Here is a 26266-nt window from a genome sequence, read left to right as displayed (position 1 = left end):
GGTACGCCCGCACTTACCGACCGGTAAGGGCGGGCCGGGCACGGGCCCCGGGACGCGCCGTCATCCCTCGACGAGCGCCATCCAGTGGTCGGGCCGCTCCAGCGGCCGGAACCCGAGCCTGGCGTAGACCCCGTGCGCGTCGTGCGTGGCCAGCATGATCCGCTTCACCCCGCAGGGTCGCAGCTCCTCCCGCACGGCAGCCACCAGGGCGGTGCCGACGCCCTTGCCGCGCACCGACGGGTCGACGTACACGTCGCACAGCCAGGCGAAGGTCGCCCGGTCGGTGATGACCCGGGCGTACGCCACCTGCTCCCCCGAGAGCGTGTCGTACACGCCGAAGTTGAGCGACCCCTCGATCGCCCGGTCCTGCTTCTCGCGGGAGCGGCCCAGTGCCCAGTAGGCGTCGGTGGACAGCCACCGGTGCACGCGCTCGGCGTCGATCCGGGCGGGGTCGGTGGAGGTCTCGTAGCCCTCGGGCAGGCGCGGGGTGTCGGTCATGGCCGGATACTCGCAGGCCGGGCGGGGCGCCGTCGAACCGTTATCCCCGGTGTCCCAGCACCTCGTCGCAGGCGGTGCGCAGACGCCGTACGCCCTCGGCGATCTCACCGGCGCCGGCCACCGCGGCGAAGCTCAGGCGGAGGTGGCCGGCCGGGGGTTCGGCGCTGAAGTAGGGACGGCCGGGGGTGACGGCGACGCCCGTGCGCAGGGCGGCGGCGGTCAGGGCGGACTCCGCCGCGCCGGCGGGCAGCCGCGGCCACAGGTGGTAGCCGCCGGACGGCACGTGCGGCAGGGCGAGTTCGGGCAGGTGGAGGCGGAGCGCGGCGGTCATCGCGTCCCGGCGGGCCCGCAGCGCGGCGGAGACCGCGCGCAGGTGGCGCGGCCAGGCGGGCGAGCCGACGAGTTCCAGCGTGGCCTCCTGGAGGGGGCGGGGCACGAAGAAGGTGTCGACGATCTGGATGGCCCGCAGCCGTTCCAGGACCGGGCCGTGCGCGGCGAGCGCGCCCACCCGGAAGCTGGGCGAGGTCGCCTTGGTCAGCGAGCAGACGTGCACCACCACCCCGTCGGGGTCGTCGGCGGCGAGCGGGCGCGGCAGCGGGCCCGCGTCCTCGTGCACCAGCCGTCGCACGAAGTCGTCCTCGACCACGAAGGCGCCCGCCTCACGGGCGATGCGCAGCACCTCGCCGCGCCGTTCGGGGGCGAGCACGGCGCCGGTGGGGTTCTGGAACAGCGGCTGGCAGACGAGGACCCGGGCGCCGGTCGCCCGGAACGCGTCCGCCAGCAGCGCGGGCCGTACGCCGTCGGCGTCCACCGGGACGGGCACCGGACGCAGTCCTGCCGCGCGGGCGATGGCCAGCATGCCCGGGTAGGTGGGCGACTCGACGAGGACCGGGGCGCCCGGCGGGGCGAGCGCGCGCAGGGCGGTGGTCAGCGCGGACTGTCCGCCCGAGGTGACCAGCACCCCGGCCGCCGTGACCGGGCCGCCGATGCTGCGCGCGAACCACTCCCGCAGCTCCGGCAGCCCCTCCACGGGCGGGCGCCCCCAGGCGCCGGGCCTGCGCCCGGCCCGGGACAGCGCCGCCGCCATCGCCCGCTCGGGCTGCAGGGAGGGGTGCAGATAGCCCCCGTTGAACTCGATCACCCCGGGTGCCGGCGCGGCCAGCGAGACCAGTACCCCGGAGGCGTCCACCGAGCGCGGTACGAGGTCGGCGGCGGCGTCGGCGCTGAGGGCGACCTCCTGCCAGGAGGTGTCGCCCGTGGGGGCGGCCGAGGCGCGGGGCCGGGCGCGGAAGGCGCCGGCGCCGGGCCGGGTGACCACCAGGCCCTCGGCGGCGAGCCGCGCCAGCGCCCGGGAGACGGTCACCGGACTCACCCGGAACCGCTCCACCAGGGCTCGACTGGAAGGGAGCTTTTCACCGGGAGAGTAGCGGTCCAGCTCCCTCCGCAGTCGCTCCGCCAGTTCACCGACACTGCTACGCTCATGCATGAGAACACAGAGTAGCGCTACCGACGCACCGCAGATAGCAGTCACCGCGTCCCGCGACCGTCGCGGCTTCGGCACCCTCCAGGCCGCCCTCGGCGTGATCGCCTTCTCCCTCACCTTCCCGGCCACCGCCTGGGGTCTCGAAGGGTTCGGGCCCTGGTCCCTGGTGGCCGTGCGCAGTGTGCTCGCGGTGCTGATCGCCGGCGGCTGTCTGCTCGCGCTGCGGGTGCCGCCGCCGGACCGGAAGCACTGGCCCGGGCTCGCGGTGGTCGGCGCCGGCGTGGTGCTCGGCTTCCCGATGCTGACCACCCTGGCGCTGCAGACCTCGACCACCGCGCACGCGGCCGTGGTGGTGGGCCTGCTCCCGCTGTCCACGGCGCTGCTGTCCGCCCTGCGGGTCGGCTCCCGGCCCTCGCGCACCTTCTGGGCGGCGGCCCTCGCCGGAGCGGCCGCGGTGCTGGCGTTCACCGTGCAGCAGAGCGGCGGCGCGCTGACCACGGCCGACCTGTACCTCTTCGCGGCGCTGCTGGTGTGCGCGGCCGGCTACACCGAGGGCGGCAGGCTGGCCCGGGTGATGCCGGGCTGGCAGGTGATCGGCTGGGCGCTGGTCCTGTGCCTGCCGCTCACCCTGCCCGCCGCCGCGGTCGCGCTGGCCCTCGAGCCGGTGCGGCTGACCGCGCACGGCGTGGCCGGCCTGCTGTGGGTGGCGGCGGGCTCGCAGTTCCTCGGTCTGGTCGTCTGGTACCGGGGCATGGCGGCCATCGGCATCCCCAAGGCCAGCCAGTTGCAGCTCGCCCAGCCGCTGCTCACACTGGTGTGGTCGGTGCTGCTGCTGAACGAGCACCTGACGGCGGCCGCCCCGGTGACGGCCGCGGCCGTGCTCGTGTGCATCGCCGTCACCCAGCGGGCACGCGGTTGAGAGGAGGCCCCGATGCGCGCAACCGAGGGCGATCAGCTTGTCCAGCACGGCAGGGTGGTCGGCCAGCACGACAAGGTCGGCGAGATCGTCGAAGTGCTCGGACCGAAGGGCGACCCGCCCTACCGGGTCCGCTTCGAGGACGGACACGAAGGTGTGTGCTCGCCCGGCCCCGACACCGAGATCCGGCACCGGGCGACGCGACGGAGCTAGGCCGGCGCGGGGTTCCGCCGACCGCCGGTGGCGGTCGGCGACCACCCGCGCCGCCGCCCCGCCCCGGCCCGCCGCGCACCCCCTGCGTGACACCCGCCCCCCCACACCCCCTCGCGCCTCCTCGTACTCCTGGACACCGGTCACCGTCGGACCGCCCGGCCGCGCGCGGTCCTGCGTCACGATGCTCCACCCCGGCGATCGATCATCGATACTTCGGAGTAACGTGCACGGACGGAGCAGGACCCGGGACCCGGCGACCTGCCACAGCCGTAAGCAGGAGCGAAAGGACCGATGTGACCGACATCGAACGCGTCGGAGTGGTGGGCTGCGGTCAGATGGGCGCGGGGATCGCCGAGGTGTGCGCCCGTGCCGGACTGGACGTCAAGGTCGCCGAGACCACCGGCGAGGCCCTGGAGATCGGCCGTACCCGGCTGTTCAACTCCCTGTCGAAGGCGGCCGGACGCGGCAAGATCACCGAGGAGGAGCTGGCGTCCACGCAGGCCCGGCTGAGCTTCACCACGGACCTCGGCGAGTTCGCCGACCGTGATCTGGTGATCGAGGCCGTGGTCGAGAACGAGCAGGTCAAGACCGAGATCTTCCAGGTCCTCGACCAGGTGGTGAGCCGGCCGGACGCGATCCTCGCCTCCAACACCTCGTCCATCCCGCTGGTGAAGCTGGCGGTCGCCACCTCGCGGCCCGACCACGTCATCGGCATCCACTTCTTCAACCCGGCCCCGGTGCAGAAGCTGGTCGAGCTGATCCCGGCGCTCACCACCTCCGAGGGCACGCTGAGCCGCGCCCAGGTCTTCACCGAGAAGCTGCTGGGCAAGCACGCGATCCGCGCCCAGGACCGCTCCGGTTTCGTGGTGAACGCGCTGCTGATCCCGTACCTGCTCTCCGCGATCCGGATGTTCGAGTCGGGCATCGCCAGCCGCGAGGACATCGACAACGGCATGGAGATGGGCTGCGCCCACCCGATGGGCCCGCTGAAGCTGTCCGACCTGATCGGCCTGGACACGGTGGCCTCGGTGGCGTACTCGATGTACGAGGAGTACAAGGAGCCGCTGTACGCCGCGCCGCCGCTGCTGCAGCGCATGGTCGACGCGGGCCGGCTCGGGCGCAAGACGGGGTCGGGGTTCTACACCTACGGCTGACACCGCGGCGGTGGGCCCGGCCCGGGGTTCCCGGGCCGGGCCCACCGCCGTTCCCGCAGGTCCGGCGGCTGTGCGCAGTCGCGTCGCACGCCTCCGGCTTCCCGGCCGCCTCCGTGAGGGAGGGATCGGGCCCGGACGAGAACCCTAGGGCCTGCGATCGGCCATCGCCCCCCAGAAGCGGCGCAGTTCCGGGACGCGCATGCCGACCCAGCAGGGCGTCCTCCTGAAGTGGATTCCGGACAGCAGGGCCTGCTGCTGGAGGCAGAAGGGCTCGCGGAGCTCGGCCCGGGGCTGCACGCCCTGGGGCGGGTAGGGGCAGAGCTTGAACGTGCAGGTGGGCAGGCAGGTGGTACCCGGTACCGGCGGAGCCGAGATGCCGACCGTCAGCTCCGGGTGGAGCGGGGTGCGGTCCGCGGTGATGCAGGGCGGAAGCGACATGCCGGGCCGGTTCGACCTCTCCAGCCGGTCCTCGATCTCGTCCGGCTGTCCGTCGCGCTCTATGAGGTTCAGCATGAGCAGCACGTCCGCGACGAGGTGCTGGGCCCGCCTGCCGAGGGCGCCCCACCCGACCGAGGGCGGGATCCACAGATTGTGCTTGCGGTAGTGCTCCAGGCCGCTGCTGCGGGAGCCGATGTGGTCGGCGACGCCCTTCTCGTCGATCCAGATGAAGCGTTCCGGCTGTCTGGTCTCCAGGGCGAGGGCCACCAGGTCGCCCGCCTCGGCGACGAACGGGTGCAGGGGCTGCCGGAACGCGCCGCCGTCCGCCGCGACATGGGCGGCGGGACGGGCGGTGCCCGCCATCGACAGCCAGCGCTCCACGGTCTGCACGGCGCTCGTGCCACGGGAACTCCGCTCGGACGACGGCTCACGCGCGTCGCCCCGGCCGCCGCGCCGCTGCGCCGCCGTGTCGCCGCCCTGCTCGTCGCGGGCGACGCCGTCCGGAAGTTCCCACAGGCACAGCGCGTGCAGCAGGGTGAGCTGCGCGTACCAGCTGCGGCTCTGCCGCAGCATGAACTCCGCGTTCCGGATGAGGTCGTCCCGGCCCCCCTGGTAGGTGTGGGGATGGTGTTTCCGCCGGTTGGCCGCGTACTTGAAGCCCTGGGCCAGCGCGTTCTCCAAGGTGAGCGGCAGGTCGGACGTGCCGCCGGGCCCTTTCGGGTCGAGGTGGCCCAGCCACTTCCTGAGGCGGTTGCGGGCCTCGTCCCTGCGGTTTTCGCTGACGGAGCCGAGCAGCATGGGGAGCAGCCACGCCCGCATGGTGAACTCCCGCCAGAGAGCGGCCCGGTCCTCCTGGTAGCGCCGGAAGACGGCCTGCCTGTCGTGGGCCAGCCGGTCGTCCTCCTCGCGTGTGGTGCGGGGCGCCCCCCGGATGCCCGGCCTCCTCCTCGCCCTGGCCGCGCACGCGCGTTCCTCCTGCCTCCTCCTCTCCTTCAGCCTGCCGGTCTTCGACCGGTACTCCTCCACCGGGTCGGTGTGGGTGCCGATCCAGCGGCGGATCACGGCGAACGCCGGATCACCGCCGTCGCCGAATTCCTGGGCGGCGGCGATGCGCACGGAGTAGGAGGGCTCTCCGAAGCCCAGCTCGAAGAGCCGCGTGTAGAGCGATGTGGTGTCGGTCTTCCCGTCGGCCGCGCGCAGGGCCGCGCCGAGCTGCTTCACCAGCCCGAGTTTCGCCTCGTCCAGCGTCCGTTTGGCTCCCTTGACGTCGTGCCAGCGCGTCTTCAGCGTGCCGGTGATCTCCTCCAGCAGTCTCGGTGCCTTCTCCGCACTGTCGATCTCCAGGGCAGCGGCGTAGAGGTCGAACGCCTTCGGGTCCGTGCGCCGGTCCGCGGCCCTGCGGAGCCGCTGGGCGAGGGTCTGACCGCTCAGCGGGGCCTGCCGCCACAGCTCCCTGGCGTCCTTCTCCACCTCGGCGGCGATGCCGCCGCCCGCGGCCGCGCGCTCGATCGCCTGCCGACGGGAGAGCAGCACCAGGGCGATGAGCAGTTCGCGGCTGGGTCCGGGCGGGTGCAGCGCCTGCGCGATGAGCGCACCGGCGCGACGCTCCCCCAGGTGGTGGAGCATCCGGAAGCCGAGGTACGCCTGCAGGACGCTGTGCGGAAAGCGGACCCTCCTCGTGAATCCCTCCACCAGCTCGAGCAGGCCCGCGTTGCTCATGAACCTGGCGAGAACGGCGTGGCACTGGTCGACGTTGCCCCCGAGCAGACGCCGGCTCTCCTCGCTGCTGAGCCTGGCGCAGAGCACGCTCCAGATCTGCTTGCGGTGCCACGCGAGCAGGTCGTTGCCCCGCTTGCCGTACCGGTCGGCCCCGGGTCCTTTGTCCCAGAGGTGCTCGGCCTGGGTCCCCGCCCGCAGCAGCAGGCTGGGGTGGAGGTCCGTGCCCAGCAGATCCGCGAAGTCGACCTCGGCCTTGTCCTGGAGCAGTCCGACGCACGCCAGTGCCGAGACGGCCTCGAGGGTGTCGCGGCGGTCCTGCGGGGCCAGGGCGACGTCGTCCTTCAGCCGGCCCCTGGCCAGGGCGCGGTACCAGGTGTCCAGCAGCCACAGCCGGAGCGTGGAGCGGTCCGTGCTGCGGGTGTCCACCTGGTCGGGGTCGTGCCGGGGCCGGTTGTCCGCCAGGATGCCGTGCTGGTGCAGCTGCCGGGCGATCTGGAGATAGATCGGTGACTCGGTGGCCTCCGCGGTCTCCACGAGCCAGTCCAGACGGCGCTCGTCCGCCTCGGGAGCCTGCGCTTCCACGAAGTGGAGCGCCTCCTCCTCGCTGAGCGGCTCCAGCTCGATGATGGCGGCGCGGCTCCCCTCGAGGGAGGCGTGCGGCCTGGAGGCGATGACCAGGGGCAGCTTCTCCCGGTCGGCGCGCTCGATGGCCCGGCGGATGATGTTGTCCCGGTCGTCCTGGAGCTTCTCGTCGAGGAGGGCCTCCTCCAGCCCGTCGGCGATGACGACCGGCTTGTCGTCCGCGAGCAACTGCTGCCAGACCCGGTCGTTCTTGCTGCGCGCGAGGATGCCCCTGGGTGCCTCCTCGGCGAAGCGCTGCTTGGCCATCTGCTCGAAGTTCAGGTCGGTCTGCTGCACGGCGTCCCGCAGCCGGATGGGTACGGGGACGGCGTGCTGCCGGGCCAGCATCTCGGTGAGCCGCACCAGTACGGCGGTCTTCCCGACACCCAGCCCGCCGGTCAGCAGGTAGGGCCTGCGGGTACTGCGCTCGCGAAGTCGCTGGGCGAGGACCTGGGCGATCTCCTGGCGGCCCACGACCTCGGCCAGGTGCGGCCCGGCGGTGACGACCATCTCGTTGGGCTTCTTCCGCGCCTTGTCGAGGTAGCGCTTCCTCGTCCAGCTGTACCAGCAGAACAGGAAAAGCGCGGTGGCGAATCCGGCGGTGAGGACCGGGCCGAAGAAATAGCGCATGAGGGTGTCGAACCACTTCTCGGGATAAGGGTCCACCACGGCCCACACGACGACCAGGACGACGGCCAGTGCCCCGCAGACCCTCGTCGCGGTGGCGTAGGAGTTCCACCGGCGCCACTTCCTGGGCCGGGTGATGCCGCGGCGGGCCTCCAGGCTGGTGATCAACCTGTGCCGGCGGCCGCGGACGAACTGCCTGCTCCCGGCACTCATCCGCGTCAGCCACAGGCCCTTCGCCCGTGCGTTGCGCGGCCGGGTCCTTCCCGGTGTGTTCCGGACGATCCGCACCATCGTGTTTCCTCCGCCCAGGGATCCGGTCCGGGGCCGGCGCCCGCGGCAAGGGATCACGCGCACCGCCCGGCGCGTCGTCCGCACACCGCGGCCCGCCGTTCACGCCCCTCCGCGCCCGGCGTCGCCCGTCGGAGGGGCCGAGCCCCTACGGGGCGGCGGAGCTACCGGCCAGGGCGGCGCTCAGGCGGTGCCTGATCCGGCCGCGCATCGAGGCCATGGTGAAGCCCTTGGGGTCGATCTTGCCTGGCTGCCACTCCGAGTGGCCGATCACGCTGCGCTCGGTCCAGCCGTGGACCCGGCAGACGGCGGCGGCGGCCTTCTCGATCGCCTCCAGCTGCTCCTCGGGCCAGGGGTCCACGCCGTCACCGAGGTTGATCGCCTCGAAGCCGTAGAAGTGCCGGTTGCCGTCGGTGTTGGCCTCGTTGTCGGGCGGCAGGCCGGTCTCGTCGATCACCGCGCGCAGGACGTCGTCGTCACCGGGCCCCGCGTGGTTGGCGCGGCCGTTGCCGACCAGGTGCACGGTGCCGTCCTTGGCGATGACCCCGTGGCACAGCGGCCCGGGCAGGGCGGAGTGACCGTCGTAGCACAGCTGGACGCTGCTCGTGGTGCCGGAGGTGACCGTGTGGTGGATCATCACTCCGTGCACGGGGCCCCAGGGCCCCTTGTGGTTGCGGTTGTGGGTGCGCCACGACCGGTGCTCGACGACGGTGAGTCCTTCGTCGCGCAGCGAGTCGAGGAACCGGTCCGCTGACATGGGGGCGGCCATGACTCTCCTCCTCGGGGGTACGGGTGCGCGGGAGGTCTCCTCCGCGGCAGGCGCTCCGCGGGAGACCCCGGGAGGCCCCGGCCGGTCCCGCCGGTCCCGGTGGACCACGAGTCTTCCGGCCGGTGCGTCACCGCCGTGTGACGGCCGCGTGGCACCGGCCGGGTCATTCCCCGTCGGGGTCGGTGAGCATCTCCTCCAGCCACTCCCGGACCGCCCCGCAGACGGCGTCGACCCGGGTGAGCGTCATGCCGCGCCCGACTCCGGAGACGATGTCGTCGGTCAGGCGGACGTGCGCCCGCAGGGGCCGGGCGGAGCCTTCTTCGACCCAGACCCGGATGATCATCACGCCGGTGCCCGATGCGGCCATGTCCCTCACCGTCCGGACCGGCCGTCACCGCGGCGTGACCGGGCGAGGCCGGCGACCAGCCGGTGCAGCCGCTCGGTCGGCTCCAGCCCGAGTTCGTCGTGCAGGCGCCGGGCGTAGCGGACGAAGGCGTGCAGGGCCTCGGAGGGGTTGCCCTCCGCCAGGTGGGCCCTGACCAGACACACCTGGCCGCTCTCGCGCAGCGGATCGGCGTGCACGGCCGCCTGCGCGGCGGTGACGGCCTCGGCGTACCGTCGCGCCGTGATCAGCCGTCCGGCCAGTACCTCCAGGGCGTGCAGCCGCAGTTGCCGCCAGTCCTCCGCCTCCAGCAGCGCCCAGTCGTCGTACCAGCCGGGCAACAGGTCGGCGGAGAGGACGTCGACCGCGTCCGGGACGGATCCGGGGGGCCGGACGGCCGCGGCGGGGTCGAGGATGCGGTGGGCGGTCCGGCGGGCCTCGTGGAGGTCGACGGTGGTGCCGCGGGCCAGCCGCACCTCGGCCGGGCCGACCTCCAGGGCCCGCCGCCCGGTGTGGTGCAGGCGCGCCAGGGCCGAGCGGAGATTGGCGTGCGCCCTGTGCTCGGACGACTCCGGCCACAGGGTGCCCGCGATCAGGGGGCGGGGGACCGCCGCCCTGCAGCGCAGGGCGACGAACGCCAGGACCCGCTCCGACCCTCCGGGGACGGCTTCGGGCTCCCCGCCCACCCACAGTCCGAACCCTCCCAGGACACCGATGCGCACCCCGGCTCCGATCCGCCCGGGGGCCGCGGAAGCGGGGAGGACCGAAACCGGCACGGTCCGCCGCGGCGCCCCCCGGCCGGCCGTGCCGTGGCCGTCCCGGTGCCCGTCGCCCCCGCCCCCCGGCCGTCCCGGCCGGGGCGCGTCCCCTGATCGCGGGTTCCCCATGTGCTCCCCACTCCCTGTGCGCGCCGCTCCCCGCCACGCCCCGTCGGGCCGTCCTCCCGGCCCGGGGCGACGCGCCGTGTCGAGGCCGGCGGCCGGGGAGTTCCCGGACGACGGCGGGGTCCATGACGGCGGGACAGCGGCCGGACACCTCGGGCCTGTTCGGGCCGACGCCCGGCAACCGCGGCCCGGTGCGACGGGTGGCTCGCGGCGGCGTGCCCGCGCGGAGGACGTCGGGCACCGGCTCCGCGGACGCCTCGGCGAGGGACGCCGGGACGAGCAGGTGGTCGAGTCGCCGGTCGCCGTCGTCCCCCGGAGGAAGGGGTGACGGTCCTGTCCTCGGCGCCCGGCTCCGCGGACCGGATCCGCTCGGCGACCCGGTCCGCGCGTGTGCGCGGCGGGGCCGCCACCGTCTTCGAACCGCCTTCGGGTTCGGGCGAAGAGGTTCCCGACGTCGAAGGTCGCCCGTCGCAGCGTCGTGGACATGAACGCCCCCACGACCGGATCACGGCCTCGGCACCGCCGGAACCGGCGGTGGAAGGCGTCACCGCACCGGGGCGTCCGAGGCCCTGCGCCGCCCACCTGCCCTGATTCACGGGCACGCCCCCGGAGTCCTACCGACAGTTTCCGCCCCGCCCGGGACCGCGGCAAGTCGGGGACGCTCCGTCAGCTGCCCGCCCCTCCTCCTGCCGCCGTGCCCTGACGGCCCGTCACGGCGGGTCGCGAACGCGGCGGCCCGTCGCGGGACGTGGGCCGGCTCAGGACGTGGTGTCCCGCCCGAGCCGGAGGTGGTGCAGCAGGAGCAACGCCGCCGCCGTGCCGGCGGCCGGGACCACGCCGGCGGCGACCAGGTCGGGGACCACTTTCAGGGGCACCCACTCCCGGCGGTCCGACTCGAAGTCGTCGACGGGGTGTCCGACGTACTCGCCCTCGTCGGACCAGTAGACGTGGTGCCGGGCGTCGGTGAGGCCGTTGGACGGCTCCACGCTCATCAGGTGGCGCAGCGGCCCCGGCCGCCAGCCGGTCTCCTCCTCCAGTTCCCTCGCGGCGGCCGCGGCGACGTCCTCGCCGTCCTCGACCACGCCGGCCGCGAGTTCCCATCCCCAGCTGTCGGTGATGAAGCGGTGGCGCCACAGCAGGAGGACCTCATCGGCCTCGTTCACCACCGTGGCCACGGCGACGGGCCGCAGCCGGATGAGGAAGTGGTCGAGGTGCCGGCCGTCCGGCAGTTCGACATCGGCGAGATTGACGTTGAACCAGCGGTTCGCGTACACGGTCCGCTCGTTCCGCTTCGTCCACTGCACGGCTCTGCCCCCTTCCGACGGGTGGGGGCAATATCGCAGCGGCGGCGGTCCGGCAGGCAGGCGCACGGGAGGCCGCCTCCGGCGCAGCGGCGGGCGCGGCGGAGGCGCGCACCGGGCGCGGGGGCGAGGAGAACGCGCCCCGTGCTACAGCGGTACGCGCAGTGCCCCGTCGATGAGTCCGGCCGCCTCGGCGGTGCCCGGGCAGCCGCTGCGGACGAGGTGCTCACGCACCTCGCGCAGTCTGTCCCGCAACCGCTGCGACTCCATGCCCCGGGCCTGTTCGGCCATCCGCACCGCGATGACCACCGCCTTGTCGGCGTTGCCCCGGCGCAGTTCGACGGTGCTCAGCACGGCCAGCCGGTGCACCCGGCCCCGGTCGTGCGCCGGGCTGTCCACGGCCGCCGCCGCGTGCTCCCCGGCCGCCGCCAGTTCGCCGAGGCCGAGCAGTGCCTCCGCCACCTGGACGTTGACCAGGCCTGGCTGGACGTAGCCGGTCTCGTCGGGTTCGGTTCCGCGCCGGATCCGCTCGGCGGCCCGTTCGGCCCGCCGGATGCGGGACAGCGCGCCGGTGCCGTCGCCGAGGTGCGCGTACGCCTTGGCCTGCATCGCGTACAGGTCGGAGGCGAGCGCCGGGGTGAGGCCGGTGCCGGCGGCGCGCAGCGCGGCCTCCGCGAAGGCGACGGCCTGCCGGTACTCCCGCATGAACAGCGACTGGTTGACCAGCAGCGCGATCACATAGGCGCCGAGGCCCCGGTCCCCGCTGGCCTTCGCCAGCCGGAGCGCCTGGTGGAAGTAGCGCTGGGCGAGTCCGTGCGCGTCGGAGTCGTAGGCGCAGATGCCGGCGATCGCCAGCAGGCCGCCGGTGGCGCGGTGCAGTCGGCGGCCGGTGGCGTCGGTGTAGCGGCCGCGCAGCAGCGGGGCGGCCTCGGCGTTGAGGAAGCCGACGATCCGGGCGCGGACCGCGACGCCGCCCGCCTTGCGGTACAGCTGTTCGTAGTGGGTGCGGGCGGCGCGCAGCATGTCGAGGTCGTCCGGGGTGACCCGGTGCCCGCCGCCGCGGGAGACGTCCACGTCCTCGGGCGGGTTCTCCCACTCCCAGACGGGCATGACGGCGGGCGTGCCGGTGACGGCGGGGGCGTCGAGCACGTGCGGGCGGCGCTGCTGGTCCGAACGCCACAGCGCGGTGGCCCGCTCGACGAACCCGCCGAGCGGGCCGGTGTGCGGGGCGGCCGGTTCGCCGGGCACGCCGAGGCCGATGTCGTCGAGGGTGACCTGACGGTGCAGCCGGGCGGCGAGCACGTCGCAGATCAGGTCGGGCACCTGTCCGCGGGGCCGCTGTCCCTTCAGCCACCGCGCCACGGCGGTGTGCTCGTAGCGGAGCGACAGGCCGCGCGCCCGTCCGGCCCGGTTGACGTGGGCGGCCAGACCCGCGTGCGAGATGCCGGCCTCGTCGAGGATCGCGTCGAGCAGGGTGTTGGGCTGCATTCCAGGCCCCCCCGGGTGGCTCGGTGCCGGACAGGGTGGTGGCGGGGCGTTCACACGGGGTGTGAAGGGAGTGCCCCGATCCACAGGGTGCGCGCGCTGTCCCGGAGCGTGTCCGGCCGGTTGACTGAACTGCCTCGAAAGAGGCCGGCCGGGCCGCCGGCTCCCCCTCGCACAGTGCGGCGGCCCGTCTCCACGCCGTCCGGCCCGCTGCCTGCCCGACACGCCATGGCGGGACGGACGGCGTGGCGCCGCCGGTCACGCCGGGGACTGGAGACGGCCCGTCGGACGCGGGGGCGTGGCGGTCGGCCGGGCGGTGGCGTGCGTCTCCGCGGGGGCGCTCGCCCCGTGCCGCTCGTTCCTGAGGACCAGCAGCGCCACGTCGTCCCCGGGCGGTCCGGCGGTGTGGCGCAGCAGTGCCGCGAGGACCGTGCGCAGCGCGGACGGGGCGGTGAGCGGGTGGAGGCGCGCGGTCTCGGTGAGGACGTCCCGCAGGGGGAAGAACCGGCCGTCCGCGTCCCTGGCCTCCTCGGCCCCGTCCGTGTACAGGACGAGCGCGTCGCCGGGCGGCAGGGGACCACAGGGCACGGCGGGGAGTTCGGACGGCAGCGGGAACGGGCCGAGGGGCGGGAGCGGATCGGCGCGGGCGAGCGGTTCGGCCCGTGCGCCGGTCAGCAGGTACGGCCAGGGGTGGCCGCAGTTCAGGGCGCGTACGGCCCCGTCCGGGAGGATCTCCAGCAGCAGGACGGTGACGAACTCCTCGCCGGGCGGGGCGTCCGGGCCGTCGTCCGCCGGGTCGTGCCCGTCGTGGGTCCGCTCCCGCAGGTGCCGGGCGAGCGCCCGCTCCAGCCGGCGCAGCACACCGGCGAGTTCGGCCTCCTCGTGGGCGGCCTCACGGAAGCTGCCGAGGACCGCGGCGCCCGTCCGCACGGCCCCGAGCCCGTGACCGCGGACGTCACCGATGACCGCCCGCACGCCGTGCTCGGTGGCGACCACCTCGTAGAGGTCGCCGCCGATCCGGGCTCCCGGGTCGGCGGAGAGGTGGACCGCGGCGACGGCCAGGCCGTCGACCCGCGGGGGCGGCGGTCGCAGCAGCACGCCCTGCGCGGCCTCCGCGATCCGGCGGGCCCGTCGCAGTTCGCGCAGCAGCCGGTGCCGGGCGTGCATCACCAGGCCGGTGATGATCCCGCACATCACGGCGCTGCTGACGAGACGCGCGCCGAGGGCCTCGTCATGGGCGAGCGGGCAGGTCAGGCGGTAGGCGACCGCGGTGGCGCCCAGGGCCGTGGGCACCACGAGGGCGGGTACCCGTGAGGCCAGGAACCGGGGTGACACCCTGCGGGGAGCCCCGGACGTGAAGCGGATCATGCCGATGGCCCCCCAATAGGCCCGGACAGCGCAGACCGGCCTCGAGAGGCCGGTCTGATTCTGTCGACCGCATGGCCTGATCCGGACGTATCGCTCCCCATAGTCACCCGAACGAGTGAGGTGACCGGCGGGGCGAGGGGCATGGGGGGTGCGGGAGGCGCGTGTCGCGCCCCTCGCACCCCCCGGAAAGCGGCGGTTACCGGCCCGGGGGCTAGCCCCGCAGGACCGCTCCGGTGCGGTCGCCCGCGAGGGCGACCGCCGATTCACGGGCCGCCGAGGCCTCGTCGACGGTCAGCGTGCGGTCGTTCGCGCGGAAGCGCAGCGCGTACGCCAGGGACTTGCGGCCCTCGCCCAGCTGCTCGGCGTTCTCGTACACGTCGAACAGGCGGATGGACTCCAGCAGTTCACCGGCGCCCTCGCGCAGCGCGGCCTCGACCTCCGCGGCCGGGACGAACGCGTCGACGACGAGCGCGACGTCCTGCGTGGCGACCGGGAAGGTGGAGATGCCCGGTGCCTGCGGAGTGTCGTCGCCGACCTGCTCCAGGGCGTCCAGGTCCAACTCCATCGCGCAGCTGCGCGCGGGCAGGCCCAGGGCCTTCAGGACGCGCGGGTGCAGCTCGCCGGCGTGGCCGATGACGCGCTCGGCGCCGTCGACGGTGACGGTCAGCTCGGCGCAGCGGCCCGGGTGCCACGGCCCGTACTGGCCCTTGCGGACGCCCAGTTCGGCGCCGGCCTCGCGGGCGACGGTCCGGGCGGCCTCGACCGCGTCGGCCCAGCCGGCCGGACGGCCGGCGCCCCACCAGCCGGCCTGCTCGCGGGCCCCGGCGAGGACGACGGCGACGTGCCGCGGCTGGTCGGGCAGCGCGGCGTCCAGCGCGGCGACGTCCTCCGCGCTGGGGCGCCGGTCCACGGACAGGTTCGCGGCGACCCGCTGCTCCTCGCGCGGCCGGAAGACCAGACCGGTCTCGAACAGCGCGAGGTCGTGCGAGCCCCGGCCGTCGTTGCGGCGCAGCGCGCCGAGCAGTCCCGGCAGCAGCGTGGTGCGCAGCGCGGGCTCCTCGTCGCTGAGCGGGTTGACCAGCTTGACGACGCGGCGGGCCGGGTCACCGGCCTCCAGGCCGAGCCGGTCGAAGACCTGCTCGCTGACGAACGGGTAGTTCAGCGCCTCGACGTAACCGGCGCCGGCCAGGGCCCGCCCGACACGGCGGTGCAGGCGCTGGCGGGCGGTCAGGCCGCGGCCCGCCGGGGGCCTGGGCAGCGTGGAGGGCAGGTTCTCGTAGCCCTCCAGACGGATGACCTCTTCGGCCAGGTCGTTGGCGTCGGTGAGGTCGGGCCGCCAGGACGGCACGGTGACGATCAGCTCGTCCTGCCCGTACACGTCGCAGCCGACCTCCTGCAGGCGGCGCACCACGGTCTCGCGGCCGTACGTCACGCCCGCGACCTTGTCCGGGTGGTCGGCGGGGAGGGTGAGGGTGTGCGGCGCGGCCGGGGCGACGACCTCGGTGACGCCGGCCTCGGCGGTGCCGCCCGCGAGCAGCACCAGCAGGTCGACGGTGCGCTGCGCGGCAGCGGCGGCGGCCTGCGGGTCGACGCCTCGCTCGAAGCGGCGGGACGCCTCGGAGGACAGCTTGTGGCGGCGGGCGGTGCGCGCGATGGAGACCTGGTCGAAGTGGGCGGCCTCGATGACCACGTCGCTCGTCGCGTTCTCGGCGTCGCTGTGGTCGGCGATCTCGGTGTCGGCGCCGCCCATGACGCCCGCCAGCCCGATCGGTCCGCGGTCGTCGGTGATGACCAGGTCCTCGGCGTGCAGCGTCCGCTCGACGCCGTCGAGGGTGACGATCTTCTCGCCCTCCTGCGCGCGGCGGACGCCGATGGTGCCCTGGACCAGGTTCCGGTCGTAGGCGTGCAGCGGCTGGCCGAGCTCCATCATCACGTAGTTGGTGACGTCGACGGCGAGCGAGATCGGGCGCATGCCGACCTTCTGCAGCCGGCGCTTGAGCCAGATCGGGGAGCGCGCCTCGGCACTGAGCCCGGTCACCGTGCGGGCGGTGAAGCGGTCGCAGCCGGCCGGGTCGGAGACCTTCACCGGGTGACCGAAGGCGTTCGGGCCGGGCACGTCGAGCAGCGCGGGGTCGCGCAGCGGCAGGCCGTAGGCGATGGCGGTCTCGCGGGCGACGCCGCGCAGCGACAGGCAGTCGCCGCGGTTGGCGGTGACGGCGATGTCCAGGACCTCGTCGACCAGTTCGAGGAGCTCGATGGCGTCCTTGCCGACCTCGGTCTCCGGCGGCAGCACGATGATGCCGTGGGTGCCGTCGTCGCCCATGCCCAGCTCGTCGCTGGAACAGATCATGCCGTGCGAGACCTTGCCGTAGGTCTTGCGGGCGCTGATCGAGAAGCCGCCCGGCAGGGTGGCGCCGGGGAGGACCACGACGACCTTGTCGCCGACGGCGAAGTTGCGGGCGCCGCAGACGATCTCCTGGGGCTCACCGGTGCCGTTGGCCCGGCCGACGTCGACGGTGCAGAAGCGGATCGGCTTCTTGAAGCCCTCCAGCTCCTCGATGGTCAGCACCTGGCCGACGACGAGGGGGCCCTTGAGGTCGGCGCCGAGGTGCTCGACGGTCTCGACCTCGAGCCCCGCCGCGATGAGCTTGGCCTGTACGTCACGGCCGGTCTCCGTCGCCGGCAGGTCGACGTACTCCCGCAGCCAAGAAAGCGGGATCCGCATCAGATCTCCATCCCGAACGGCCGGGTGAACCGGACGTCACCCTCGACCATGTCTCGCATGTCCTCGACGTTGTGGCGGAACATCAGCATCCGCTCGATGCCGAACCCGAAGGCGAAGCCGCTGTACTTCTCGGGGTCGACGCCGCAGGCGGTGAGCACCCGCGGGTTGACCATGCCGCAGCCGCCGAGCTCGATCCAGCCCTCGGACGAGCAGGTGCGGCAGGGCCGGTCGGGGTCGCCGACGGACGCGCCCTTGCAGACGTAGCAGAGCATGTCCATCTCGGCGCTCGGCTCGGTGAAGGGGAAGAAGTTCGGCCGCAGCCGGGTCTTCATCTCCGCACCGAACAGCGACTGGACCATGTGGTCCAGGGTGCCCTTGAGGTCCGCCATGGTCAGGCCCTCGTCCACGGCGAGCAGCTCGACCTGGTGGAAGACGGGGGTGTGCGTGGCGTCCAGCTCGTCGGTGCGGTACACGCGGCCGGGGCAGATCACGTAGACCGGCAGCTCGCGCTCCAGCAGGGAGCGGATCTGCACGGGCGAGGTGTGGGTGCGCAGCACGACGCCGGACTCGGTGCCGCCCTGCGGTCCCTGCACGAAGAAGGTGTCGGCCTCACCGCGGGCCGGGTGGTCCGGGCCGATGTTGAGGGCGTCGAAGTTGAACCACTCGGCCTCGACCTGGGGGCCCTCGGCGACCTCGTAGCCCATGGCCACGAAGATGTCCTCGATGCGCTCCGAGAGCGTGGTGAGCGGGTGGCGGGCGCCGGCCGGGACGCGGTCGTGGGGCAGCGTGACGTCCACCGCCTCCTCGACCAGGACGCGCGCGTCGCGCTCGGCCTCGAGTTCGGCCTGGCGTGCGGCGAGGCCCTTGTTCACGGCACCGCGCGCCTGACCGACGCGCTTGCCGGCGTCCGCCTTGGCGTGCGGCGGCAGGGCGCCGATCTCGCGGTTGGCCAGCGCCAGCGGGGAGGTGGCGCCGGTGTGGGCGACCTTGGCCTCCTGGAGCGCGTCGAGGGAGTCCGCGGCGGCGAAGGCGGCGAGCGCCTCGTCCCGCATGCGCTCGATCTCTTCCGGTTTCAACGCCTCGACCTCGACAGGGTCGTACGACTTATTCGGTGCCGACATCTCTTCCCGTGCTTCCGATTGTCCCCAGCTGCCGCTGGGAGGTCCCCCAGGCTGATGGTCCCCGTACCGACTCGTGGACGGTGCGTCCAGGTTTTTGGGACACAAAGGTGCCAAAGGCCGAGTCTAACGGTGCCGGGGCAGGCGAATGCGCCCGTGGGGCGGGGCCGGATCTCAGGTGAGATACGCGGGCGCCGCCACGGGCAACGTAAATCGGAACTGCGCGCCGCCACCGGGGGCGCGTCCGACCGTGATGGTGCCGCCGTGGGCCTCGACGATGCCCTTGACGATGTACAGCCCGAGGCCCGTACCGCCGCGCTTGCTGCCCCGCCAGAAGCGGGTGAAGACGCGGTTCATGGACTCCTCCGGAATGCCGGGCCCCTCGTCGCTCACCGTGACCGACGTGCCGGCCTCCTCCCGTTCGCGGGGGGACGCCGAGGGCGTGATGTCAATGGTGACGGTTCCCTCGCCGTGCCGCACCGCATTTTCCAGCAGGTTGCCGAGCACCTGGTCGACCTTGTCGGGGTCGGCCCACAGGTCGGGCAGCGGACGCTGCACCCGCAGCAGGAACCGGTCGGCCCGCTGTCCGGCGGCGACGTGGGCCTGGATGTGCCGTTCGACGGCGGCCCCGATGTCGACGGGCTGGCGGCGCACCTCCAGACGCCCGGAGTCGATGCGGGATATGTCGAGCAGCTCGGCGATGAGCCGGGTGACCCGGTCGGCGTCGGCGTCGACGGTCTCCAGCATCAGCCGTTTCTGGTCGTCGGTGAACCGCTCCCACTTGGCGAGCAGGGTGGCGGTGAAGCCCTTGACGGAGGTGAGCGGGGAGCGCAGTTCGTGGGCGACGGTGGCGATCAGCTCGGCGTGGCTGCGCTCGGTGCGGCGCCGGGCCTCGGTGTCGCGCAGGGTGACGACGACCCGGCGGACCGGTCCGGTGGGCCGGGTGCGGACGTAGCGGGCGGAGACGAGGACTTCCCGGCCACCGGGCAGCAGCAGGTTGCGTTCGGGCTGGCGGACCCGGATGGCGAGGCCGCCGTAGGGGTCCGTGAGCCGCCACCAGCGGCGGCCCTCCAGGTCCTCCAGCGGCAGGGCGGTCTCCAGCGGCCGGCCGAGGGCCCGCTCGGCGGGGACGGCGGTGATGCGGGCGGCGGCCGCGTTGAAGCAGATCACCCGTCCGTGCTCGTCGGCGACGACGAGCCCCTCGGGCAGCTGGTCGGGGTCGATGCCGAGTTCGGCGAGATCACCGGGCCGGGGCGTGGGCGGGCGCGCCGTCCGTTCCGCTCCCGGTGCGCTGCCCGTGCCGACACTCATCCCCGTACCCCACCTCTCGGAACGTCCTCGGGGCGCCCCGTGCTCGAGCCCTGCCGAGAGCCAGGGGGAGGGTCCCCGAGCTGGTCACCCTACTAGTTCCCGGTGACGGAGCGGCACCCTCCGACGGCGCGCTGTGCACGCGCCGACGCGTAGAGACATACGGCGGCGGCGGTGGCGAGGTTCAGGCTCTCCGCCTTTCCGTGGATGGGGACGCGGACGACGGCGTCGGTGAGGGCGCGGGTCTCCTCGGGCAGGCCCCAGGCCTCGTTGCCGAAGACCCAGGCGGTGGGCCCGCCCATGGTGCCCTTGTCGAGCTCGTCGTCGAGGTCCCGGTCCCCGGCGCCGTCCGCGGCGAGCAGCCGCACGCCCGCGTCCCGCAGTCCGGTCACGGCCTGTTCGACGGGGACGCCGACGGCGACCGGCAGGTGGAACAGGGAGCCGACGGAGGCGCGCACGGCCTTGGGGTTGTACAGGTCGACGGAGGCGTCGGTGAGGACGACGGCCTCGGCTCCGGCGGCGTCGGCGCACCGCAGCACGGTGCCGGCGTTCCCGGGGTCGCGCACGTGGGCGAGGACGGCGACCAGCCTGGGCCGGGCGGCGAGGATCCGCTCGAACGGCGTGTCCAGGAACCGGCAGATCCCGACGAGCCCCTGCGGGGTGACGGTGGTGGAGATGTCGGCGATGACGTCCTCGGAGGCGAGGTGCGTCCGGGCGCCGGCGTCCCGGGCCGCGCCGACGATGTCGGCGTACCGCTCGGCGGCCTCGACGGTGGCGAACAGCTCGACGAGCGTGGCGGTGCTCCCGCCCCGGTGCGCGGCGGCCTCCCGCACGGCCTGCGGCCCCTCGGCGAGGAACAGCCGCTCCTTCCCCCGGAAGTTCCGCTTGGCGAGCCGTCGGGCGGCGGCGACGCGGGAGGAACGGGGGGAGATCAGCTCGGGGCTGACGGGGGCCATCTTCTTCACCTTCGGGAGCTCTCGACACGCGGCGGTACGACTGGCCGGGGCGCGGGGCCGTGCCGGTGTGCGGCTCCGCCGCGCGGGCGCGTCCGGCCGCGACGGACCCGCGGCCGGACGACGGCCGACGGCCCGGCAACAACAGGACCCGCAAGCCACGAAGCCTGCGGGTCCCGGAAATCCGCGTCGGCCTCAGGCCGACGCGGTGTTCACGCCGCCTTGGGCGCGTTCACGTCCGCCGGCAGCGCCTTCTGCGCGACCTCGACGAGCGCGGCGAAGGCGGTGGCGTCGTTGACGGCCAGCTCGGCCAGGATCTTGCGGTCGACCTCGACGTTCGCGGCCTTCAGACCCTGGATGAAGCGGTTGTACGTGATGCCGTTGGCGCGGGCAGCGGCGTTGATGCGCTGGATCCAGAGCTGGCGGAAGTCACCCTTGCGCTTCTTGCGGTCGTTGTAGTTGTAGACCAGCGAGTGGGTGACCTGCTCCTTGGCCTTGCGGTACAGGCGCGAGCGCTGACCGCGGTAGCCGGAGGCCTGCTCGAGGATCGCCCGGCGCTTCTTGTGGGCGTTGACTGCCCGCTTGACGCGTGCCACTTGTTTAACTCCTTGTAGCGGGGCCGTGGTTGTCCTCACACGGCCCGGAAACGATTGGGTCCCGGTGTCGGTGGATCAGGCGCTGGGCGCCCGGTCTCACTTGCCGAGAAGCTTCTTGATCTTCGCGGCGTCGCCCGGGGCCATCTCGGCGTTGCCGGTGAGGCGACGCGTCACGCGGGACGACTTGTGCTCGAGCAGGTGGCGCTTGCCGGCGCGCTCACGGAGCACCTTGCCGGAGCCGGTGACCTTGAAGCGCTTGCTGGCACCGCTGTGCGACTTGTTCTTCGGCATAGCGCCGTTCTCTCCTCGTCGGTGGCGCTCCGGTGCCCGGCCATGAGAACCGGGCACGGTGGAGCGTCGTACTTGTGTCGGTTTGCTTCCTGGGGCTCGCGCCCCCGGGAGTCACGCCTCGGCAGGTTCCTCGGCCGGCTGGGCCTCGGCGTCCGCGGCGTTCTGCGACTTGCCGGGGTTGGCCTTCGCCTCCGCCTTGCGGGCTTCCTGCGCCTGGCGGGCCTCGGCCATCGCCTCGGTCTTCTTCTTGTGCGGACCGAGGACCATGATCATGTTGCGGCCGTCCTGCTTCGGGTTCGACTCCACGAACCCGAGGTCGGCCACGTCCTCCGCGAGACGCTGCAGCAGTCGGTAGCCGAGCTCCGGCCGGGACTGCTCGCGACCACGGAACATGATCGTGATCTTGACCTTGTCGCCCTGCTTGAGGAACCGGACGACGTGACCCTTCTTGGTGTCATAGTCGTGCGGGTCGATCTTCGGCCGGAGCTTCATCTCCTTGATGACCGTGTGCGCCTGGTTCTTGCGCGCCTCACGGGCCTTCATGGCCGACTCGTACTTGAACTTCCCGTAGTCCATGAGCTTGCACACGGGCGGACGGGCGTTCGCCGCGACCTCGACGAGGTCGAGGTCGTACTCCTGCGCAAGCTCCAGGGCCTTGGCAAGCGGGACAATCCCGACCTGCTCGCCACTGGGACCGACAAGTCGCACCTCGGGAACGCGAATCCGGTCGTTGATGCGGGGCTCGGCGCTGATGGATCCTCCTCGGTAGCACCACGCGACGGTCTGGCGGACAGCCGCGTAACGTCTGTGTTCGTTAGACCTAACCGCGCCGAAGCAAAGAAAATGCCCCGGACGATCACAGGCGGGGCTCCTCGAACTACCGGAGCACCGCCACGGGGACCGCGGGGCGCGTCATCGGACGGATCGCCCCCTCGGGGCGGAACCGTCTGACCGGTGACCCGCCGCCCTGAGGGCGGCCAGGTGGGAGTTCGAAGCCTCCACTTGTGGGCCGGGCTCGCGTGCCGTGGGGCATACGGGTCCGACCGGTCGTTACACAAGGTTAGCAGCTCCCGGTGAGGCGCACCAACCGGCCGTCTCCCGCCTCCTGGCGTCAAGGGCGCTCCCGGCTGCGCCTATCGTGTGGGGCATGAGTGACACCTCCCCCTCGGACACCCCCGAGACCTCCGGCAACCCCGACTTCGACGCCATGGCCCGCGACATCGCCGAGGTCCCGGCCGTCGAGGTGATCGTGACGGTCGCCGTCAACCTGATGAGCGCCGCCGCCGTGAAGCTCGGTCTGACCGAGGAGGGCGACCAGCACAAGGACCTGGACGAGGCCCGCAAGCTGGTGCACGCGCTGGCCGGTCTGCTGGACGCCTCCGCGACGGAGATCAGCTCGTTCCACGCGGCGCCGCTGCGGGACGGGCTGAAGTCGCTCCAGCTGGCGTTCCGCGAGGCCTCCCTGATCGCGGACGAGCCCGGCCAGGGCCCGGGTGAGAAGTACACCGGGCCGCTCTACGGCTAGGACGTCAGGGACGTACGTACAGGGGCTCGCCCGGAGGCGTGGTCCCGGCCGGCAGGACTGCCAGGTCGAGGCCGCGCACCAGGCGGGCCCTCAGTGTCTCGTCGGCGGCGAGCCGCCGGGCCACGGCGCGGGCGGCCTCGGCGGCGGGGACCTCGGGGTCGAGGACCAGGGCGAGGGTGCCGTCGGCCTGCCCGGGTCCCAGGTGGGCGCGCAGCACGGCGGGCTCCGCGGCGACGACGGCCCGTACGGCCCGGGCGACGGCCGGATCGGCGAGCGGGTCGGTGCTGGTGCGGCCCTCGGCGAGGGCGAGCAGCGCGGGACCGGTCAGCTCGAAGGGCACGGGGCCGGACACGTCCAGGACGACCGTGTCCGCCTTCTCGTGCGCGGCGGCCCGCAGCGCCTGGTGCAGCGGTACGGCGACGGGACGGGCCGCCGGGTCCCAGCGGGCGAGCGACTCGGTGGACGTGAAGGCCGGCAGGGCGGTGCGCCCGCCGGCCTTCAGGGTCGGCACGGCCATGTCGCTGGTCTTCTCGCGGCGCAGCCCGTTCTCGTCCTCCTCCACCTCGCCGAGCAGGGCCACCACCGGGACGAGCAGCCGGGCGCCCTCGAGGGCCTCCAGGACGGGGCCGACGGCGTCGCCGTCCTCCGCCCAGGCGGCGAGCGCGGCGCTCAGCCGGGGGTCGGCGGAGCCGTCGTCGTCGTGGAACGGGGAGTCGGGAATGTTCTTGTTCGCCACGGTCACCGAGCCTATCGGGGGGCGGGGGCCGTTCCCCACCGGCCTCCCACCGGCATCCGAGCCGGGTCCCGGCTCCGTCCGACGGTCCGCGCAGCCACCGCTCCGGCCATCACCGCCGTGGCCCCGGACGGCGCAGACCGTATCCTCGTCGGCCTCACGGACGGCCGACGGGAGGTGACGGTGGAGGGCGCCACGGAGGCGGCGGTGGACCGGGACGCGCTGCTGGCGGCGGCCATGGAGTCGGTGGACGTGGCGGACGGCGCCGAGGTGTCGGTGGCGGTGCTCGACCCGGGCTCCGGGGAGACCGCCTCGTACGGAGGGGGCGTCTTCGAGACGGCGAGCATCGTCAAGGTCGACGTCCTGGCCGCGCTGCTGCTCCGGGCGCAGGACGCGGGGCGGACGCCGACCGCCGAGGAGAAGGCGTACGCCGCCGCCATGATCCAGAGCAGTGACAACGACTCCGCGTCGGCGCTGTGGCGGGCGATCGGGGCGGCGGAGGGGCTCGACGCCGCGAACGAGCGGTTCGGGCTGACGGGGACGGCCGGCGGGGACGGCCCGCTGTGGGGGCTGACGCGGACCACGGCCACCGACCAAATCGCGCTGCTGCGGCAGGTGTTCGGCGCGACGGACACGGAGCTGGGCGAGGCCTCGCGGGCGTACGTGCGGGGGCTGATGGAGCGGATCGCCCCGGGACAGCGGTGGGGCGTGTCGGCGGCGGCCGACGGTGCTGCGTGGGCGTTGAAGAACGGCTGGCTGCGGCGCAGCACCACCGGGCTGTGGGTGATCAACAGCATCGGGCGGGTGACGGCCGGCGGCCGCGACCACCTGGTGGCGGTGCTGTCGCGGGGCAACGCCACCCGGGAGGAGGGGATCGCGCTGACCGAGGCCGCGGCGCGGGCGGCGGTGTCCGTGTTCACCGGGGACACCGGGGACACCGCGGGTGGCGCGGCCGGGGCTCAGGCCTCGTCGTAGTGGCGGGTGCGGCGGCCTCGCCACAGGACCACCGCGGCGATCAGCAGCACACCGCCGGCGCCGCCCGCCAGGGGGGCCGCCCAGTCGGCGGTGCCGTCGTCGGGGCCGGCGGTGTGCGGGCCGGGGCCGAAGTACTTCTCGCCGTACGCCGCCGGCTTCAGCCCCTCCGGCTCCGTCCGGGAGGCGGCCTCGATCGCGGCGGCCGGGTCGACGAAGCCGAAGCCGCGGGAGTCGTCGCGGCCGTCGGCGGGGGCGTTGCGGGCGGTCTCCTCCAGGAGCCGCTTGATCTGGGCCGGGGCCAGGTCCGGGTGGGCCGCCCTGACCAGGGCGACGGCCCCGGAGACGAACGCGGCGGCGGCGCTGGTCCCCCAGCCTTCGTAGTACTTGTGGTCGGGATCCGCGATGATCACGTCGACGCCGGGGGCGCTGACCGTGGCGTACCAGCGACGGGTGGAGAACGGGGCGCGGGTGCCGTAGCGGTCGACGGCGGTGGCGGCGATGACGCCCGGGTAGGCGGCCGGGTAGGAGACGCGGTCGCCCTTCTCGCCGCCGTTCCCGGCGGAGGCGACGACGGCGACGCCCTTGTCCAGGGCGTACTGGATGGCCTGGTCCTCGCCGGGTTCGGGGTGCGCGGAGGCGGAGTCGTCGCCGAGGGAGAGGTTGATGACGTCGGCGCCGTGGTCGGCGGCCCAGCGGATGCCCTCGGCGAGGGCGGTGCCGCGGCTCTTGCGGGCCTTGGCGCGGGCGGCGTCGCCGTCCTCCAGGATCACGCGGACGGGGAGGATCCTCGCCTCGGGCGCGATGCCCATGACCCCGTCGGCGTTGCCGGGGCCGTGTCCGTGGCCGGCGATGATGCCGGCCATGGCGGTGCCGTGGCGGGCCCAGGCGCGGTCGCCCTCGCTCGCGCCGAAGCCGACGAGGTCCTTGCCGGTGAGGACGTTGCCGTCGAGGTCGGGGTGGTCGGCCTCGACGCCGGTGTCCAGGACGGCGACGGTGACGCCCGCGCCCTTCGTGGTCCGCCACGCCTCCTCGATGTGCATGGCCTCCAGGGACCACTGCCGGGTGCGGATGCCGTCGGCGTGCGCGGCGGTGGCGGGGACGAGCACGAGGGCGGCGGCGAGGAGGCCGCCGAGTGCCGCCGCGGCGGGACGCCGGCCGGTGACGGGTCTCATGACGGCTGCTCCGTGACGGTCCCGGCCCTCTTGCGCAGGCCGCGTTCGATGCGGTCGGCGAGGCCCCGGGCCTCGTGGCCGAGACCCGCCTGGGCGGGGGCGGTGGTGGCTCCTGACTCCATGGCGTCCTCGGCGGGTTGCGGGGTGCCGACGGTGCGGCCGTCGGCCCAGCCGGAGACGGCGTAGACGACGACGGGGGCGTCCGTGAGGACGGAGACCGTCCAGGTGGCGCGCTGTCCGGCGCCGAATCCGGCGGCGGCGGTGCCCTTCGCCGCGTACGGCAGGGGCATCAGGTCGGCACGGCGGTCCAGGCGTTCGGTGTCGAAACGACGGGCGAGGGAGGCCGTGGCGGCGGCGTCGGCCCCGGTGAACAGCAGGCCGACGGTGGTGACGTGGCTCCGGGTGGCGTCGGTGTAGGTGGCGCGCAGCAGGCGCTCGCAGCCGGCGGGGGCGAGGACCTTGCGCAGCAGGGGGTCGAAAGCGCCCTCGCAGCCGCCGTCGGGGGCCACCGCGATGCGGGTCCAGGTCCGGTCGGCGCCGCCGGGGCCGGCACCCTCGCCCCGCACGGTGGGCGGGAACAGCTGGTCGACCGGAACCTCGTGCCACAGGGTCCGGGCGGCGGCGAAGCCACCGTCCCGTACTGCTGCGGACGGCCGGCAGAAGCGTCACGTTCGCCTACGACGGAGCCGGACGTGAGACGGAACGGCGCGTGGGCGGTGTCGCG

The 26266-nt window shown here is 73.9% G+C and carries 22 protein-coding genes and 2 pseudogenes; 5 read left to right on the top strand and 19 right to left on the bottom strand.

Annotation, left to right across the window (positions count from 1 at the left end; translation table 11 throughout):
• Window positions 1-60: 60 nt before the first annotated feature.
• Both ABTY20_RS05475 and ABTY20_RS05470 read right to left on the bottom strand, forming a co-directional pair.
• A complete protein-coding gene (locus ABTY20_RS05475) occupies window positions 61-498 on the bottom strand; it encodes a GNAT family N-acetyltransferase (protein WP_351995667.1) in 438 nt (145 codons plus the stop codon).
• A 40-nt stretch (window positions 499-538) separates the two neighbouring features.
• On the bottom strand, window positions 539-1984 hold the full coding sequence (locus tag ABTY20_RS05470; protein WP_351995666.1) for an aminotransferase-like domain-containing protein: 1446 nt from the start codon (window positions 1982-1984) through the stop codon (window positions 539-541).
• Here ABTY20_RS05470 and ABTY20_RS05465 point away from each other — a divergent pair.
• The 3 genes from ABTY20_RS05465 (at window position 1983) to ABTY20_RS05455 (ending at window position 4264) form a co-directional block, all read left to right on the top strand.
• Window positions 1983-2900, top strand: coding sequence for a DMT family transporter (locus tag ABTY20_RS05465; protein ID WP_351995665.1), 918 nt, complete (start codon window positions 1983-1985; stop codon window positions 2898-2900). The genes ABTY20_RS05470 and ABTY20_RS05465 overlap by 2 nt on opposite strands.
• 12 nt (window positions 2901-2912) lie before the next feature.
• Entirely contained in the window at window positions 2913-3110 is a 198-nt protein-coding gene (locus ABTY20_RS05460; RefSeq protein WP_351995664.1) for a DUF1918 domain-containing protein, read from the top strand.
• 293 nt (window positions 3111-3403) lie between these two features.
• Window positions 3404-4264, top strand: coding sequence for a 3-hydroxybutyryl-CoA dehydrogenase (locus ABTY20_RS05455; RefSeq protein ID WP_351995663.1), 861 nt, complete (start codon window positions 3404-3406; stop codon window positions 4262-4264).
• Window positions 4265-4408: 144 nt separating this feature from the next.
• Here ABTY20_RS05455 and ABTY20_RS05450 read toward each other — a convergent pair whose 3' ends face one another.
• The 14 genes and pseudogenes from ABTY20_RS05450 to infC form a co-directional block, all read right to left on the bottom strand.
• Complete coding sequence (locus ABTY20_RS05450; protein WP_351995662.1) at window positions 4409-7960, bottom strand: NACHT domain-containing protein; 3552 nt, start codon at window positions 7958-7960, stop codon at window positions 4409-4411.
• 148 nt (window positions 7961-8108) lie between these two features.
• Window positions 8109-8726 (bottom strand): annotated as a pseudogene (locus tag ABTY20_RS05445) (N-acetylmuramoyl-L-alanine amidase); the annotation flags it as partial.
• A gap of 163 nt (window positions 8727-8889) precedes the next feature.
• Window positions 8890-9093, bottom strand: a complete 204-nt coding sequence (locus ABTY20_RS05440) for a hypothetical protein (protein ID WP_351995661.1) — start codon at window positions 9091-9093, stop codon at window positions 8890-8892.
• 5 nt (window positions 9094-9098) lie between these two features.
• On the bottom strand, window positions 9099-9830 hold the full coding sequence (locus ABTY20_RS05435) for an AfsR/SARP family transcriptional regulator (protein ID WP_351995660.1): 732 nt from the start codon (window positions 9828-9830) through the stop codon (window positions 9099-9101).
• Between the two features lie 920 nt (window positions 9831-10750).
• A complete protein-coding gene (locus ABTY20_RS05430) occupies window positions 10751-11296 on the bottom strand; it encodes an NUDIX hydrolase (protein ID WP_351995659.1) in 546 nt (181 codons plus the stop codon).
• A gap of 144 nt (window positions 11297-11440) precedes the next feature.
• The gene (locus ABTY20_RS05425; protein WP_351995658.1) at window positions 11441-12781 is read right to left on the bottom strand and encodes an NsdA family TPR-like regulatory protein; all 1341 of its coding nucleotides are present in this window, start codon (window positions 12779-12781) and stop codon (window positions 11441-11443) included.
• 255 nt (window positions 12782-13036) lie between these two features.
• A complete protein-coding gene (locus ABTY20_RS05420; protein ID WP_351995657.1) occupies window positions 13037-14146 on the bottom strand; it encodes a PP2C family protein-serine/threonine phosphatase in 1110 nt (369 codons plus the stop codon).
• A 211-nt stretch (window positions 14147-14357) separates the two neighbouring features.
• Entirely contained in the window at window positions 14358-16871 is a 2514-nt protein-coding gene (gene pheT, locus ABTY20_RS05415; RefSeq protein ID WP_351995656.1) for a phenylalanine--tRNA ligase subunit beta, read from the bottom strand.
• Window positions 16871-17992 carry a phenylalanine--tRNA ligase subunit alpha gene (gene pheS / locus ABTY20_RS05410; RefSeq protein WP_351995655.1) on the bottom strand — a complete coding sequence of 374 codons (1122 nt, stop codon included), beginning with the start codon at window positions 17990-17992 and terminating at the stop codon, window positions 16871-16873. Before pheS ends, pheT begins: the two co-directional genes overlap by 1 nt.
• Before the next feature lie 171 nt (window positions 17993-18163).
• Window positions 18164-19300 carry a sensor histidine kinase gene (locus tag ABTY20_RS05405; protein WP_351995654.1) on the bottom strand — a complete coding sequence of 379 codons (1137 nt, stop codon included), beginning with the start codon at window positions 19298-19300 and terminating at the stop codon, window positions 18164-18166.
• 92 nt (window positions 19301-19392) lie between these two features.
• Window positions 19393-20253, bottom strand: a complete 861-nt coding sequence (locus tag ABTY20_RS05400; RefSeq protein ID WP_351995653.1) for a TrmH family RNA methyltransferase — start codon at window positions 20251-20253, stop codon at window positions 19393-19395.
• Between the two features lie 209 nt (window positions 20254-20462).
• Window positions 20463-20846 carry a 50S ribosomal protein L20 gene (rplT, locus tag ABTY20_RS05395; protein ID WP_004933571.1) on the bottom strand — a complete coding sequence of 128 codons (384 nt, stop codon included), beginning with the start codon at window positions 20844-20846 and terminating at the stop codon, window positions 20463-20465.
• Window positions 20847-20942: 96 nt separating this feature from the next.
• The gene (gene rpmI / locus ABTY20_RS05390; protein ID WP_004933563.1) at window positions 20943-21137 is read right to left on the bottom strand and encodes a 50S ribosomal protein L35; all 195 of its coding nucleotides are present in this window, start codon (window positions 21135-21137) and stop codon (window positions 20943-20945) included.
• Window positions 21138-21248: 111 nt separating this feature from the next.
• Window positions 21249-21890: a translation initiation factor IF-3 gene (gene infC / locus ABTY20_RS05385; RefSeq protein ID WP_078662092.1), complete on the bottom strand. Its 642-nt coding sequence runs from the start codon at window positions 21888-21890 to the stop codon at window positions 21249-21251.
• Between the two features lie 394 nt (window positions 21891-22284).
• On the opposite strand from infC, the gene ABTY20_RS05380 reads away from it, so the two are divergent.
• Window positions 22285-22662 (top strand): DUF1844 domain-containing protein, encoded by a 378-nt coding sequence (locus ABTY20_RS05380; RefSeq protein ID WP_351995652.1) that lies wholly within the window; start codon window positions 22285-22287, stop codon window positions 22660-22662.
• 4 nt (window positions 22663-22666) lie between these two features.
• Here the strand turns inward: ABTY20_RS05380 and ABTY20_RS05375 are convergent, their stop codons facing one another.
• Window positions 22667-23398, bottom strand: coding sequence for an SseB family protein (locus tag ABTY20_RS05375; RefSeq protein ID WP_351995651.1), 732 nt, complete (start codon window positions 23396-23398; stop codon window positions 22667-22669).
• A gap of 234 nt (window positions 23399-23632) precedes the next feature.
• Between ABTY20_RS05375 and ABTY20_RS05370 the strand changes: the two genes are divergently transcribed.
• Window positions 23633-24370: a serine hydrolase gene (locus tag ABTY20_RS05370; RefSeq protein WP_351995765.1), complete on the top strand. Its 738-nt coding sequence runs from the start codon at window positions 23633-23635 to the stop codon at window positions 24368-24370.
• Here the strand turns inward: ABTY20_RS05370 and mycP are convergent.
• A complete protein-coding gene (gene mycP / locus ABTY20_RS05365) occupies window positions 24355-25542 on the bottom strand; it encodes a type VII secretion-associated serine protease mycosin (protein WP_351995650.1) in 1188 nt (395 codons plus the stop codon). The two genes, ABTY20_RS05370 and mycP, sit on opposite strands and share 16 nt — an antisense overlap.
• Window positions 25539-26168, bottom strand: a pseudogene (locus ABTY20_RS05360) (hypothetical protein); the annotation flags it as partial. The gene mycP and the pseudogene ABTY20_RS05360, both read right to left, overlap by 4 nt.
• Window positions 26169-26266: the final 98 nt, after the last annotated feature.

It is taken from the genome of Streptomyces sp. NPDC126497, from assembly GCF_040302425.1.
Classification (GTDB): domain Bacteria; phylum Actinomycetota; class Actinomycetes; order Streptomycetales; family Streptomycetaceae; genus Streptomyces.
The sequence above is the reverse complement of the archived record's forward strand: the minus strand, read 5'-3'. Positions and strand labels throughout refer to the sequence as shown.

What these genes read in the sequence shown, in the direction of transcription:
- ABTY20_RS05370 (WP_351995765.1), top strand. Translation starts at nt 23,633, where the DNA reads ATGGAGTCGGTGGACGTGGCGGACGGCGCCGAGGTGTCGGTGGCGGTG.
- ABTY20_RS05425 (WP_351995658.1), bottom strand. Translation starts at nt 12,781, where the DNA reads ATGCAGCCCAACACCCTGCTCGACGCGATCCTCGACGAGGCCGGCATC.
- rpmI (WP_004933563.1), bottom strand. Translation starts at nt 21,137, where the DNA reads ATGCCGAAGAACAAGTCGCACAGCGGTGCCAGCAAGCGCTTCAAGGTC.
- ABTY20_RS05470 (WP_351995666.1), bottom strand. Translation starts at nt 1,984, where the DNA reads ATGCATGAGCGTAGCAGTGTCGGTGAACTGGCGGAGCGACTGCGGAGG.
- ABTY20_RS05440 (WP_351995661.1), bottom strand. Translation starts at nt 9,093, where the DNA reads ATGGCCGCATCGGGCACCGGCGTGATGATCATCCGGGTCTGGGTCGAA.
- ABTY20_RS05460 (WP_351995664.1), top strand. Translation starts at nt 2,913, where the DNA reads ATGCGCGCAACCGAGGGCGATCAGCTTGTCCAGCACGGCAGGGTGGTC.
- pheS (WP_351995655.1), bottom strand. Translation starts at nt 17,992, where the DNA reads ATGTCGGCACCGAATAAGTCGTACGACCCTGTCGAGGTCGAGGCGTTG.
- ABTY20_RS05400 (WP_351995653.1), bottom strand. Translation starts at nt 20,253, where the DNA reads ATGGCCCCCGTCAGCCCCGAGCTGATCTCCCCCCGTTCCTCCCGCGTC.
- pheT (WP_351995656.1), bottom strand. Translation starts at nt 16,871, where the DNA reads ATGCGGATCCCGCTTTCTTGGCTGCGGGAGTACGTCGACCTGCCGGCG.
- mycP (WP_351995650.1), bottom strand. Translation starts at nt 25,542, where the DNA reads ATGAGACCCGTCACCGGCCGGCGTCCCGCCGCGGCGGCACTCGGCGGC.
- ABTY20_RS05475 (WP_351995667.1), bottom strand. Translation starts at nt 498, where the DNA reads ATGACCGACACCCCGCGCCTGCCCGAGGGCTACGAGACCTCCACCGAC.
- ABTY20_RS05405 (WP_351995654.1), bottom strand. Translation starts at nt 19,300, where the DNA reads ATGAGTGTCGGCACGGGCAGCGCACCGGGAGCGGAACGGACGGCGCGC.
- ABTY20_RS05420 (WP_351995657.1), bottom strand. Translation starts at nt 14,146, where the DNA reads ATGATCCGCTTCACGTCCGGGGCTCCCCGCAGGGTGTCACCCCGGTTC.
- ABTY20_RS05465 (WP_351995665.1), top strand. Translation starts at nt 1,983, where the DNA reads ATGAGAACACAGAGTAGCGCTACCGACGCACCGCAGATAGCAGTCACC.
- ABTY20_RS05450 (WP_351995662.1), bottom strand. Translation starts at nt 7,960, where the DNA reads ATGGTGCGGATCGTCCGGAACACACCGGGAAGGACCCGGCCGCGCAAC.
- ABTY20_RS05380 (WP_351995652.1), top strand. Translation starts at nt 22,285, where the DNA reads ATGAGTGACACCTCCCCCTCGGACACCCCCGAGACCTCCGGCAACCCC.